Annotated in this window: 13 protein-coding genes; 6 read left to right on the top strand and 7 right to left on the bottom strand. The window is 51.5% G+C overall.

Translation table 11 applies throughout. From position 1 onward, the window contains the following. The first annotated feature begins 126 nt into the window (after positions 1 to 126). From D568_RS0107090 to D568_RS0107060, 6 genes are all read left to right on the top strand, one after another. Positions 127 to 357, top strand: coding sequence for a hypothetical protein (locus D568_RS0107090; protein ID WP_020208894.1), 231 nt, complete (start codon positions 127 to 129; stop codon positions 355 to 357). Between the two features lie 390 nt (positions 358 to 747). Next, positions 748 to 990 carry a hypothetical protein gene (locus D568_RS0107080; RefSeq protein ID WP_020208892.1) on the top strand — a complete coding sequence of 81 codons (243 nt, stop codon included), beginning with the start codon at positions 748 to 750 and terminating at the stop codon, positions 988 to 990. 77 nt (positions 991 to 1,067) lie between these two features. Next, positions 1,068 to 1,967 carry an ArdC family protein gene (locus D568_RS0107075; RefSeq protein ID WP_020208891.1) on the top strand — a complete coding sequence of 300 codons (900 nt, stop codon included), beginning with the start codon at positions 1,068 to 1,070 and terminating at the stop codon, positions 1,965 to 1,967. 72 nt (positions 1,968 to 2,039) lie between these two features. Continuing rightward, on the top strand, positions 2,040 to 2,756 hold the full coding sequence (locus D568_RS0107070) for an N-6 DNA methylase (protein ID WP_020208890.1): 717 nt from the start codon (positions 2,040 to 2,042) through the stop codon (positions 2,754 to 2,756). 218 nt (positions 2,757 to 2,974) lie between these two features. After that, on the top strand, positions 2,975 to 3,406 hold the full coding sequence (locus D568_RS0107065; protein WP_020208889.1) for an antirestriction protein: 432 nt from the start codon (positions 2,975 to 2,977) through the stop codon (positions 3,404 to 3,406). A 71-nt stretch (positions 3,407 to 3,477) separates the two neighbouring features. After that, on the top strand, positions 3,478 to 3,939 hold the full coding sequence (locus D568_RS0107060; protein ID WP_020208888.1) for a JAB domain-containing protein: 462 nt from the start codon (positions 3,478 to 3,480) through the stop codon (positions 3,937 to 3,939). A 58-nt stretch (positions 3,940 to 3,997) separates the two neighbouring features. On the opposite strand, the gene D568_RS0107055 is transcribed toward D568_RS0107060, so the two are convergent. The 7 genes from D568_RS0107055 to D568_RS0107025 form a co-directional block, all read right to left on the bottom strand. Next, a complete protein-coding gene (locus D568_RS0107055) occupies positions 3,998 to 4,669 on the bottom strand; it encodes a hypothetical protein (protein ID WP_020208887.1) in 672 nt (223 codons plus the stop codon). Positions 4,670 to 4,703: 34 nt separating this feature from the next. Next, the gene (locus D568_RS19585) at positions 4,704 to 5,372 is read right to left on the bottom strand and encodes a DUF4113 domain-containing protein (RefSeq protein WP_169334791.1); all 669 of its coding nucleotides are present in this window, start codon (positions 5,370 to 5,372) and stop codon (positions 4,704 to 4,706) included. 68 nt (positions 5,373 to 5,440) lie between these two features. Further along, positions 5,441 to 6,409, bottom strand: a complete 969-nt coding sequence (locus tag D568_RS0107045) for a cation diffusion facilitator family transporter (RefSeq protein ID WP_020208885.1) — start codon at positions 6,407 to 6,409, stop codon at positions 5,441 to 5,443. A 75-nt stretch (positions 6,410 to 6,484) separates the two neighbouring features. Continuing rightward, positions 6,485 to 6,826 carry a P-II family nitrogen regulator gene (locus D568_RS0107040; protein ID WP_020208884.1) on the bottom strand — a complete coding sequence of 114 codons (342 nt, stop codon included), beginning with the start codon at positions 6,824 to 6,826 and terminating at the stop codon, positions 6,485 to 6,487. 9 nt (positions 6,827 to 6,835) lie between these two features. Next, positions 6,836 to 9,940 carry an efflux RND transporter permease subunit gene (locus D568_RS0107035; RefSeq protein WP_020208883.1) on the bottom strand — a complete coding sequence of 1,035 codons (3,105 nt, stop codon included), beginning with the start codon at positions 9,938 to 9,940 and terminating at the stop codon, positions 6,836 to 6,838. A 15-nt stretch (positions 9,941 to 9,955) separates the two neighbouring features. Next, complete coding sequence (locus D568_RS0107030) at positions 9,956 to 11,053, bottom strand: efflux RND transporter periplasmic adaptor subunit (RefSeq protein ID WP_020208882.1); 1,098 nt, start codon at positions 11,051 to 11,053, stop codon at positions 9,956 to 9,958. Further along, positions 11,050 to 12,312 (bottom strand): TolC family protein, encoded by a 1,263-nt coding sequence (locus D568_RS0107025; RefSeq protein WP_169334790.1) that lies wholly within the window; start codon positions 12,310 to 12,312, stop codon positions 11,050 to 11,052. The genes D568_RS0107030 and D568_RS0107025 overlap by 4 nt, the downstream gene beginning before the upstream one ends. Positions 12,313 to 12,480 lie beyond the last annotated feature (168 nt).

The raw sequence follows: 12,480 nt of genomic DNA, 5'->3' as shown, positions 1-12,480 counted from the left end.
GGTTTCATGCGTGAAATTTAAGTCTAGCAGAATCAGGTAGCAACTCAATATGAGGCTGTAGCCTCAGGCTTGTAGAGTACTTCAGGCGATTCTATACTGACCCTACCGATAGAATGGAGGTCACCAATGAGCATTGATCAGGACAGTTTGAGTATTCCAAACGATCATCTCGGAAACGTCATCCAAGGGATGATTGATCGAGGCAGCCTTAAACCTGAGCAAGTAAGGACGTGGACGTTTGTGGAGCTGTACCAAGCGGACCCGGCCGACTTAACACCCCTGGAGCGTCAAACCCAGGTTGAGTATAAAAATTCAGCCGTGTGGGCTGAGCTTAGAACCAAACATGGATTGCAGTAATGGACTTTGATTCTGTGCCTCACAGTGAAGCGTTTCTGGCCAGTGTTAACTTAGACCTGGCTCTGCGGGGAAAGTCGAGAGAAACGCCCATCCACTGGACTTTTTTAGGGCTGTGCAAGGCACCGCCGGCAGAGCTCACGCCAACCGAGCGCCGGCTACAGCTACAGTATTTGAATTCACCAGATTTTAAGGATCTGCGCGAAAAATATAATATTCCTCGCGCGTTAGTTCCTGGTGGCAACTACCCTTAGTTGCACCTTGAAATGCGGTTGTGATGCCTGAAATACCGCACCCTTAGACGGGGCATCTTCCTTTCAAATAGATTTTCAATCACCCGCTCGGGATATGTCATCCTGAGGATGGTGTGTTCCGAACAAACGGAGATACACCATGATTCTGCAATTCAAAACGAAAGTTCTTCAAAATGGGGATTTTTCTCGCCCTGACTGGCACAGTCACCATGTGCTGAAAGGCAACAATTTCGCGAATGACTTGCAATTCAAGATGGCAATGCGAAAGCTTAATGATTGGCGTGTGCCTAAAGCCATGAATATTTCTAAGCTGCCTGCCAACGTCAAAGTAATTTCAAAAAACAGTTTAATGGCCACAGTTCAAATAGTCGTTAACTCTTAGGTCATCAATTCTCGCACTTAGCTCACCCTTGAGGGACATTCCCTCAGGGGAGGTCCCTCCAAATTTCGGAGGTTACCATGAGCAACCAAACTGACATTCAAGACGTAGTCACCAACAAAATCATTGAGCTGATTGAAGGTGGTGAACTTCCACCCTGGCGTCGACCATGGGATATTTCACAAGATGGCATGATGCCCTATAACGTCTCTACCAAGGCGAACTATAACGGCATTAACATTCTGATTCTTTGGTATGAAGCACTGGATCGAGGTTTTTCCAGTAATGGCTGGGTCACCTACAAACAGGCGCAAGCCTTAGGCGGCCAGGTTAAAAAAGGAGAAAAATCGGTTCGATGTATTTTCTTTAAACCCATCGAGATTGAGTCCGAAGATGGCGACGAGGAATCAAAAATAATCCCTTGTCGTCGTACCTTTTCGGTATTCAACCTTGAACAGGTAGACGGGCTTGATCATTTACTTCCAGGTAAGGCGGACGGTTACTCAGAAGTTGTCGAAGAGGCGACACTGTGTATCGAGCAACTTCAGCGGTATTGTTCGAATGAATCGATCGACGTGAGTCAGCAAGGAAATGTCGCAGCCTACTCACCGAGCAAAGACCTCATTCGATTGCCGACGGGGTTTCACTCTGCTGGTGATCATGCAGCGACCTTTGCACATGAGTGCATTCACTCAACAGGTCATCGTTCTCGGCTGGATCGCTTCGATAAGACAACGTTCAACTTTTCCATGGAGGATGAGAGCTATGCGTATGAAGAGCTAATCGCAGAGCTGGGCGCAGCGTTCTTGTGCGCACAGTTCAACATTCAGGGACAGCATACTCAACACGCCTGCTACCTGAAGCATTGGCTCGGCAAGCTCAAAGAAGATAAGACCTTTTTGTTTAAGGCCTCTGCGGCTGCAAACAAAGCCTTCCAACTCATTCTGCAATCTGCCAACTCAAAGCGCGTTGCAGCATAAACTCACCACTTCCTCTGCAGGGAATCCCCCTGCAGAGGTGGATTCCCTCAGGGGTCATTTCCTGGAGGAATCATGTCGTTTAATACCTCGAACTTCGTTCGTTTGTTCAAGACCATTGCACCACACCAGCACCGATACGAAGTCTTCCGCGACTTTGTGATCCTATCCGCATGCACGCTACAAAATGCGGTTCGTTTCGATCAGGCCATTGAGGATGAGTATCTGCAGGTGGCGGGCAAGTACCAAAAATCTGACCTTGAGGCTATCTCACATCTCTTTGCTGAGGTGGTCATGGGGCTGGAAAAGCAAGTCGGTGACTACCTGGGGGCAACCTACATGTCGCTTGAACTGGGCTCTGATCACATCGGGCAGTTTTTCACGCCCTACGAGGTTAGCCGGATGATGGCCAAGGTAACGGCCGGTGATGATATCGCTCTTCCTGAAGGACAAGATTTCATTACCGTCTCTGAGCCGGCCGCTGGCGCTGGAGGTATGGCCATCGCCTTTAGTGAGGCATTCATGGAGGCCGGATTCAACCCGCAAACCCAGCTTTGGGCCTCTTGTTGGGATATTGACCCAGTGGCGGCCAGGATGTGTTTCATCCAGCTGTCGCTATTGCATATTCCAGCGGAGGTGGTTGTCGGCAACACGCTTAGCGGGAAGGTGTACCAGGTAATGCATACACCAGCCCACCATTTAGGTTTTTGGGATCTGAAGCTTCGCGGCCGCAAAAATACGGCAGCCAATTCGGTTGGAACGCAGGACGCAACTTTGCGCACTGCCGTCTAACTTTTACGCCCCTCGATGAGGGGCACACCCTAAGTGCATCACCAGGTGTATTTAGGATGTGAATCACGGTGGCAACTGCCTTTAGTTGCACCTTGATAGCGGTTCGTTTGCCTGAAAAACCGCACGGGAAACCGAGGCATATCTTGGGCGTTACGCCTACAACCCAACTGGGGGACATTCCCCCAGAGGGGGGAAGTCTCCCTATCTTAGGAGGCTTTATGCAATCCAACGCAGCTGAAGTACAACCGGTAACGGCCGAGGCCGTGCCCACTGAGGAACGAGTCGACACCTTACCGTCGTTCTTTCCATCGTGTTATCTGGAGTTCGAGCTGATGGTGTTTGATGTGGCTCGCACTATTTCGAAGACCTACCAGGGAGTCTCCGGGTACTGGCAGTTCTATCGCTTATCCAACGGGGGCTTTTACATGGCCCCTCATTGCGATGGTGAATTCGAGGTAACCATACCCTTCGGTAATGGCTTCCGGGGATCACTCAGTGCTGATGCTTTTGGCGTGGCCGTGACTCTGTATGCGTACTGTTTCATTGCTGAGAAGTTCCAGGATGCAGATCTGGCGGATCATTATGCTCGGTTATATGACTACATGTCCGATCACAAAGAAGCCGGCAGCATCTGGCAAGCCATTGACTGATTTCATCATCGTTTTATTCAAATCCTGAGCCCTCATCGAGGGCTCTATCTTTTACATTTAGGAGTACTTATATGTCTTACGATCGTTACAAGAAAATTGATAAGCGTCGCGTGATCGACTCACCCAAAAAAGCCATTGCGTATGTTAAGGCTCACTCGATAAAGACAAGAGAGCGTATGCTGTTCTGTCTATACCTGGATGACAACCTGCAGCCATGCTTTTTTGATGCTTATCCTGATGAGATGCAGATGGAAACTGCTACGGCTCAGCGCGATATTTTGCGCAAGGCAATTCAGCTGGGTATCGAGAAAGTGGTGATCGTCACCATGCTTGATTTGGAAAACAGCCAGGTGGGTGATCCGCTCCAGGATCAGTACGAGCTGGTAGAGGCATTGAATGTCGCCGGCATCGAGGCCTTGGATCATGTCATCATGAGCCCAGTGGGCTTTATGGAGGCTACTCGGTCAGTTCTCACCAGCGTAAAACGCAGCTGGCGGAAGGTTCGGCGTCTTCCGGCCCCGGTTGCAGCTTAGCCAAAACCACTGGCCGTCCATTAGGACGGCCATTCAATTAACAGTAGGCTTTAAGTATCTATAAATACATACCGACTTCTTTGCGGTATAAATTTTGAGATTCTACCCAGGAAAGGTTCTTTTCAGAAATTAGACGACAAATATCCAATTGCCTTGCGTGTTCATCCAACTTTTGTCGATTTTTCTCGGACCCTCGATAGACTCCATCGCCATACTCTAGTAACCGGAAAATATTGAGAATTTCATTTCGATGGATCTTTGACGTACCCGTGGTCAGAGGTACTAACATATTTTCATCTTGGCGTAGGTGAATACGATTGGATAATCCTTTGAGGTACAAAGGAACTAATAAGTTATTAACGGCAATGCTTGCGTGCTGTTCTGAGTTAGTAGTCCAAAACCCGTGGATGCTCAACACTCCATTAGCCAAGATTAAATCACAACCCAGCTCACCTTTGACACATTGATTACCATCAAGTCTTTCGTATATGTGAACGCTGCCAATACCGTCGCTATCCAATTTTCCTACGAGCTCAGAAATAGAAGATTCGGTGCTTCCGTCTTGGGCTAAAAGAGCATTGTTGTTTTCCAGTAAAAACCTATTAAGACAATCAGTGAAAAAACGTGATGGCACACGTCCAGCTAGCTTACATAACGTTATAAGACTGAAAGATGGAATACCGTCTAAGGTGGAGTATTCGCCAAAAAAGAAATCGTTACCTTTAGTCATAAGCATCATCCTCTGTCGTAAGAAATAAAAATTATTAACATATCGCTCTTGGAATTTGAGACCAAGAGGTCATGTATCGTGGCGATGCGTAAGACTGCCTCATCGCCCATTTTTTCTTTAAGCCCTCGGCGGCCGAGAAAGCGGTTCCGCTTCCAAACCGCTTATTCACGGCATCCAGTGTCGCCATGATTTTGGTCGATCGGAGTGGCTGCGTTACCTGAAATAAGTCTCCCTGACCATATGCCGGATCGATGAGGTCGACCAGCCCAACACCTGATTTAAGGGTTTGATACCCCTCTTTGTAAAGAGATTGAATTGCTTGCTTGGCGGCACGTGTTATCAGGCGTGTGTTGTCGGTCGGGTAAGGCAATTTCACCGTCACAGACTTGGAGTAGCGCTTTTCCGCAAAGGGCGAGGTTTGCAGGAACACCAAGATCTCACGCATCAGGTGTTTTTGCTTTCGGAGCTTTTCGCAGGCACGCCTAGCATAGAGTGATGTCACCTGCAGGATGGGCTCTATCGAACTCGCCTTCTCGCCAAAGGATCGCGTACAGTAGATTTCGCGTTTAGCCGGCGGCGCATCCTCCAGGGGGAGACAGGAAATTCCGTTCAGCTCCTCGATCGTGCGCTCCAGGCAGACGCTGAAGTGCTGACGATCATGTTGGTCAAACCCCTGCCGACCGCCACCCCAGATATCATCCACTCTGGCTTGTTTTCGAGAAAGAAATACTAGTGGATCGATTCTGGCAAGTGTCTGTGGACTCGTATTGTTCACCTTTGTGTTGGCGCGGTCGGGTTAGTGGAAGCATCCGCAGGGCATGCTTGCGCACTGCCGTGCTTTCTGTTGGTCTGCGTGTCGACACAGCCACTGCCTTCCTGCTCAATTTCAAGTGTTGAGTGGCTGACGTCAAATTGGTCATGAAGCACGCGCTTTAAATTGGTCTTCACCCGTTCAAGATCGGGCAGATTAGCCTTCTTTACGACAACATGTGCTTCCAGTGCGATTGTGTGTTCAGCCAGTTCCCAGACATGTACATGATGGACACCCACAACATCGTCCAATTGTTCCATGGCGCTGATCACCTCATCAATGGAGACTCCGTTTGGTGTGCCTTCCATCAGTAAGTGAATGGTTTTCGGTAGCATACTGAAACCTTGCCACAGCACGTACCCAGCGATCATCAACGTCAGCACAGTGTCCGTCCAGTACCAGCCGTACAGGAGTATCAAGGTCCCCGCTATAACAACACCGACGGACGCCATCGCATCCGACACATTGTGCAAGAACGCGGCCTTTATGTTCATGCTGCTTTTTGACATCGTGTAGGTGAGTATGGCCGTGGCAAGATCTACAATTAGAGCGATACCTGCCACCACAACTATAGTCCAGCCTTCGACGGGCTGCGGAACAAATAGTCGTCCTATCGCCTCGTAGACAAGATACAAACCCACGATTACCAGAGTGACCAGATTGATCAAGGCAGCTATGGTTTCACTGCGTTGATAGCCGAAGGTTTTGAACGCATCGGGTGGTTTTCGACCAATTTTTCGTGCTATGAGCGCGATCGCCAACGACGCGGCATCGCTCAGATTATGGAGCGCATCAGCGATGAGCGACAAACTACCTGAAAGTATTCCGCCAACAACTTGTGCGAGCGTGAGTAATGCATTAACACCAATGGCCGCGACCAAACGTTTGTCGCCCATATCACTGGCACTATGGTTATGTTCATGTCCCACGGGATGACCCCTCTCAGAGTAAACAATTTGTGAAGAGCAGCAGGGGTGCTAATTAGCACCCCTGCTACTCAACGTTTAGACGACGTTGGTGTCTTCGATACCATCTTGAATGCGAATTGCGCGCCTGATATCGCTCACAAAGATACGGCCGTCCCCTCTAAGTCCAGTATGGGCTTCGGTTTTCAGCAGCTCCACTACGGCATCGGCAAGGTGGGCCTGACACACGATCTCCACCTTCACGTGCTCGGAGAACTCCGACGCACCCGCAATCGGGTGCGTGGCGCTGCTTTGCGCCTTGCTGCGACCGAAACCCCGGACTTCGGAGACGCTCATCCCGGTAATGCCATCCAGGCGATGCAGCGCCAGAGTGACCGATTCCAGTTTACGCGTTTTGATGTAAGCTTTTATCTCTTGCATGGTGTCACCTCAAGACGTTGAGTTGTCGCCGTTGGAGCGATCGGCGAACCAAGGGTAGAGAGCTGGCAGAATCACCAACGTGAGAATGGTGGCGGTAAACAGCCCGCCGATAACCACAGCCGCTAAGGGACGCTGAACTTCGCTGCCCGTCCCTGTGGCAAACAGCAATGGCGCGAGCCCCAGGCCGGTAGTGACGGCCGTCATAACGACCGGGCGCAAGCGCGCCATTGCGCCCTGGACACAGGCCTTTGCCATGGGCACGCCATCACGCACCAACTCGTTTAAGTAACTGACCAGTACCAGACCGTTTTCAAGCGCTATGCCGAATAGGGCGATAAAGCCTACAGAGGCCGGCACTGACAAACTCAACCCCGCCAACCACAGTGACACAATACCCCCGACCAGAGCTAGGGGAATGTTGAGCATGATCAGCAGAGCATTACGCAAAGAACCGAAGTTTGCGTATAGCATCAGAAACACCAGCGCCAAGGTAATCGGAACTACCACCATCAGGCGTTTGTTGGCCTGCTGCTGAAGTTCAAATTGGCCGCCCCATTTCAGGAAGTAGCCCGGTGGAAGCTCCACCTGCTCGGTAATCGTCTGGTCCGCCTCGGCCACATAGGAGCCGATATCACGGTCGCGGACGTTGGCCTGAATGGTGATAAATCTCTGATTATTTTCCCGGGTAACCTGTCGTGGACCAACCACTTCTTCCACGCTGGCGAGTTCACTGAGAGGAATCTGCTGCCCCAGTTCATTGCGAACCTTTAGGTCCCGAATAACCTCGGTTTTATCTCTTGACGACTCTGCCAGCCGCACATAGATATCGAAGCGACGAATACCTTCGAATACCTGACCGGCGCTCTCGCCACCTACACCAACCCTGATGGTTTCCTGCACGTCCGACACATTCAAGTTATAGCGGGCTATAGCCTTCCGGTCCAACTGAACTTGGACTTGAGGCGTACCACCCACTTGGTCTTTCTGGACATCTTCTCCACCAGAGACTCGGCGCATGACCTCGGCAATCTCCGTGGCTTTACGATCCAGAACCTCCAGATCATCGCCAAATAGCTTAGCGGCCAGCTCGGCTTTCGTGCCTGTTAGCAGTTCATCAACAGCGGCTGCAATCGGCTGTGTAAAGTTGAACTTGGTGCCAGGAAAATCTTCGAACTCGGCACTCATTGCAGAGTATAGGCCGTCCAGTGTCTTCGCCGTCTTCCATTGCTCCTTGGGTTTAAGTCCGACAAAGATTTCCGCACTATTGACTGGGTCAGCATGTGCCCCGACTTCACCGCGACCGATGCGGGTTACTACCTGAGTTACTTCGGGAAAGCGCTCCAATAGTTGACGTTCAAACAGCGTCATCGATTGCTTGGCTTTATCAAGCGAGATAGAGGGCGCCATAGTAGCTCGGATCAATAGGTCTCCTTCGTTGAATCGCGGTACAAACTCCGAGCCGAGGCGTGGACCGATAACGCCCCCGATTGTCAGAACCACCACTGCAATGGTCACACCAATCCAGCGGTTGCGAATAACGCCCTGAACGAGTGGTCGGTAACCCCGGGCGATCAAGCCAATAAGGCCACCGGGCTCATCCGAAGTCTGAGTTGATTTTGGGCGGCGCATGATTAGCGAAGCAATCACCGGTGCCACTACCAATGCAAAGATCAACGAGCCCATCATGGCTAGAGATACCGTGTATGCCAGTGGCCGGAAAGTGGCACCTTCAACACCCTGCAAGCTGAACAACGGCAAGAACACCACTATGATGATACTTATGGCAAAGAGTATTGGTCTTGCTACCGCCTGGCTGGCCCTCGCCACAATGTGCATGCGTGACTCATCCGAGGACGATTCACGCAAAAGTCGGTCGATGTTCTCTACCACGACTACAGCGCCGTCTACCATCATGCCAATGGCAATAGCTAGGCCGCCCAGAGACATCAGGTTTGCGGAAATCCCAAACCATTTCATGGCAATCAATGCCAAGCACACCGAAAACGGAATGGATAGGGCTACCACCAGACTGGGGCGCCACCCACCCATAAAGACGAGTAATATGATTGCGACTAAGACAATACCCTGGAGTAACGCATTGGTCACAGTAGAGACGGCAGCCTCGACCAATTGCGCCTGGTCATAATAGGGACTGACTTGAATACCTTCCGGCAAATTAGCATTGATGGTTGTCAGCTCTTCCTTCACGGCACTGATCACGTTAGAGGTGTTGGCACCAATTAGCTTGAGCACCATACCTACCACGGCTTCGCCTTTACCATCCTTAGTGGTCAACCCTCGACGAATTTCACCGCCAATAGTTAGCTCGCCGAGTTGGTGCAGGTAGACCGGCACTCCATCAACACTTTTGACCACAATGTTACGCAAGTCATCCAGGTTTTCTGCGAGGCCGACAGAGCGAACGATGTATTGCTCGTCATTCTGGATGATAAACTGGGCTCCCGCATTGGCATTGTTCGCCTCGATCCGACGTTTGACCTGTGGCAAGGAGATGTCATAGCGCAACAGCGCCTTGGGATCAATGCGCACCTGAAACTGCTTGACGTTGCCGCCAATGGACAGTACTTCGGTGACGCCTTTGACCGTCTGCAGGTTGAACTTGACGATCCAGTCCTGAATCTCTCGCATATCGGTGCGGCTGTACTCGCCACTGGTGTCCTCCAGAACATAAAACAGAATCTGTCCCAGGCCGGTGGTGATCGGCCCCATAACCGGTTCACCAAATCCATCCGGAATGGCCTCTCTGGCCTGTTGCAATCGTTCGCTAACCAATTGTCGGGCGAAATAAATGTCGGTTCCATCTTCGAAATAGATGTTTACCACCGATAGACCAAAATTGGATACTGACCTGACGTGGTCTAGCTTCGGTAAACCATTCATGGAGCTTTCAAGAGGGTAGGTCACATATTTTTCTACTTCCTCCGGCGCGAGACCTTCAGTCTCAACAAATACCTGCACCAATGAGGGGGAAATGTCCGGGTAAGCGTCTACCGGTAAACTACGATAAGCGGCATAACCGCCAATCACACAAGCCAGTGCAATCACTACCACCAGCAGCCGGTTTTGCAACGCCGCTCTAATTATCGCCTGCATAAAAACCTCCGAGTACTAGTGGTTGTGGCCCGATTCGAATTCGCTCTTGAGCAAATCCGCTTTCAGCGTGAAGCCACCTTTCGCGACGTACTGTTCACCTGGGGAGACGCCCGACCGGATAACCACCTGATCTCGATCTCTTGCCCCTAGGACGACAGGCCTGGGGCGCCAACTGTCACCCTCTTTTACAAACACTACCTGACGGCCCTGATACTTGATTACCGCCGTCTGAGGCACCACCACTTCGGCTTCCGTCTCGGTCAGAGTCACCTCCGCCTCAATGAACATGCCGGGTCTCCATTGGCCTGCGGCATTATCTAGATAAATTCGAGCCAGGCCGCTCCTCAGCTGTTCGCTGACAATGGGATCGAGATAGTCGATCTGGGTGTTGACAGGCTCGGGGCCGAACGTCGTGGAAATGCGCACCGGTTGGCCCTTTTTTACGAGCCCAATCTGTCGTGGATAGAGTGCAATATCGACCCAGAGCGTCGAAAGGTCCGCGACTACGAACGCTGCGTCACTAGGCTGGATATGTTCACCTAGCGTTACGGAACGATCAATGACAGTGCCGCGAATTAGGGACTTGAGCGAGAAACGTTGTAGGGTCTGAGAGCTTTCACCAATGGCCAGCGTATCTCCTGCGGCGACAGAATCGCCGATTCGGGCGCTAACATCGACAATCTGCGCAGAGTAGCGAGGGGTGATCTGAGCCACCGCCTCTTTATTCAGGCGGACCTCACCCGGTAAAGACACGGTTTGACTCACTCTTCCGGGACTCGCGATACTCACTTCTGCGCCAAGCGCCCTTAGCGTTTGGGGATCTATCGAGGCGCCTTGCTCTTCATGTCCTCCATGTTCATCATGCTCCTCGTGGGCTTCCTCGCCAGCTTCATCATGGGCTCCCTCGTCCTCTCCGTGGTCTTGGTGATCATCATGACCTTCTTCGTGGTCCTCATGCTCACTATGATCGTCGTTATGGGTTTTCTCTTTTTGCGTCTGCTCATGCTCGTGATCGCTGTGTTCGGCTTCTTGAGCCTGTACTCTGATGCTGACTCCAGACAAAGGCAGCGCCATACTCATCACAAAAATCCAGAAAAATGCTAACGACTTCATGATTCACCTGTTTGTTCTTTAATGTAACGGGGTTGGGGTTCATAGGGTTCGGTGGCCCCATCGATTGAATTGGGAGTCAGACTCCATTGCCCGGTTAGGCCCGTGCCAGTGAGCTGTTCGAGAGTCACCAGTGTCTGGTGAAAATTTACAGCTGCTTTAAGTGCATCACTCTCTACCGCCAGACGTTCCCGTCCCGCATCGACTAGCTCAAGGTAACTATACAAACCCTCTTGGTAGCCTCTGCGAATACTCTCAAAAGCGGCGCGAGCAGAAGGTAAAGCTTCGCCCCGCAAGCGAATTGCGGTGCTGCGAAATACCTCCAGCTCCTGATAAAGCCGTTGAATTCGAGCCATAAGATGTACCCGTGTGGTTTTCTCTTCCAGTGCCAGTTGCTCGTATTCTGCACGTCGAGCCCGGACCTCTCCCTGGTTACGGTCATTGACTCCAATAGGCATGGACAGGCTCAGAGTAAAAGCGTGATCGTCGGTTTCTTGCATTTGCTTGACGCCCACACCGATTCGAAGGTCTTGCCGACCCCGAGTTTGTGCCAACTGCAATTCCGCCTCGCGTAGGCGTTTTTCGGTGATATAGCGAGATAGTTGCGGCGCATTTTCTAGCTGGCGACGGATCTGATTAAAATCAGGCAGCTCCACAAGTTGGTACAAATCGGCGTGAACCTGCTCAAAATTCGGTTCGCTCTCGCCCCATTGAGCAGCCAACGCCACCCGCGCAGACGCCAGTTGTTGATGGGCAGAGTCTACGGCGAGCTCCGCACGTGTGACCAAAATGGCCGAGCGTTGAAGAGAAGCGTCACTGGCTGTTCCCGCTTGCGTACGCTTACGGATAGTCTCCCTGCTTTCTTTTGCTAATTCTAGCGACAGTGAAGCCAGTTGGATCTGTTCTTGGGCTTCGGCTATCCCGAGAAAGCGGCGTACGGTTTCCGCGAGCACTTGCCAGCGGACTTGCTGGTATTCGCTGTCCACCAGATCGGTACGGTAGCGGGCGACCTCCTCGCGCTGTCCGCGCTTACCGCCCAATTCGATCAGTTGGCTCAGCACCAGCGAGGCTTCGGCCGAGTCCGTACCGGCAAAGCGGCCGCTGCCGCCGATGTTTTCCACTTCAACGGCCAGTTCCGGGTTGGGGATCAAACCTGCCTGGAGCTCCCGGGCCTCTGCGGCGCGCCGACGGTAGGAAAACTGCGCCAGCTCGGGATGGCGCTCCAATGTGTAGGCCAATGCTTCGTTTAATGAAAGAGGCATCGGCTCCGCCACAGCGGGCGTGGCAGTCATGACCAATAGCAAAGCCCAGACCGCTAGTATCCCTCTCCTCTGAGAAGAGAGAGTTAATAAAGAAATAAACATGCATTACCTGCCTGAATTTTCAGTGATAGAAATGTGCCGTTCTGCATAGGGCAAGGTGCCGAGCAA

Origin of the sequence: Gilvimarinus chinensis DSM 19667 (assembly GCF_000377745.1) — a bacterium.
Classification (GTDB): Bacteria; Pseudomonadota; Gammaproteobacteria; order Pseudomonadales; family Cellvibrionaceae; genus Gilvimarinus; species Gilvimarinus chinensis.
This window is presented reverse-complemented; position numbering and strand designations above follow the sequence as displayed.

What these genes read in the sequence shown, in the direction of transcription:
- D568_RS0107070 (WP_020208890.1), top strand. Translation starts at nt 2,040, where the DNA reads ATGTCGTTTAATACCTCGAACTTCGTTCGTTTGTTCAAGACCATTGCA.
- D568_RS0107080 (WP_020208892.1), top strand. Translation starts at nt 748, where the DNA reads ATGATTCTGCAATTCAAAACGAAAGTTCTTCAAAATGGGGATTTTTCT.
- D568_RS0107060 (WP_020208888.1), top strand. Translation starts at nt 3,478, where the DNA reads ATGTCTTACGATCGTTACAAGAAAATTGATAAGCGTCGCGTGATCGAC.
- D568_RS0107030 (WP_020208882.1), bottom strand. Translation starts at nt 11,053, where the DNA reads ATGAAGTCGTTAGCATTTTTCTGGATTTTTGTGATGAGTATGGCGCTG.
- D568_RS0107040 (WP_020208884.1), bottom strand. Translation starts at nt 6,826, where the DNA reads ATGCAAGAGATAAAAGCTTACATCAAAACGCGTAAACTGGAATCGGTC.
- D568_RS0107055 (WP_020208887.1), bottom strand. Translation starts at nt 4,669, where the DNA reads ATGACTAAAGGTAACGATTTCTTTTTTGGCGAATACTCCACCTTAGAC.
- D568_RS0107065 (WP_020208889.1), top strand. Translation starts at nt 2,975, where the DNA reads ATGCAATCCAACGCAGCTGAAGTACAACCGGTAACGGCCGAGGCCGTG.
- D568_RS0107035 (WP_020208883.1), bottom strand. Translation starts at nt 9,940, where the DNA reads ATGCAGGCGATAATTAGAGCGGCGTTGCAAAACCGGCTGCTGGTGGTA.
- D568_RS0107075 (WP_020208891.1), top strand. Translation starts at nt 1,068, where the DNA reads ATGAGCAACCAAACTGACATTCAAGACGTAGTCACCAACAAAATCATT.
- D568_RS0107025 (WP_169334790.1), bottom strand. Translation starts at nt 12,312, where the DNA reads ATGCCTCTTTCATTAAACGAAGCATTGGCCTACACATTGGAGCGCCAT.
- D568_RS0107090 (WP_020208894.1), top strand. Translation starts at nt 127, where the DNA reads ATGAGCATTGATCAGGACAGTTTGAGTATTCCAAACGATCATCTCGGA.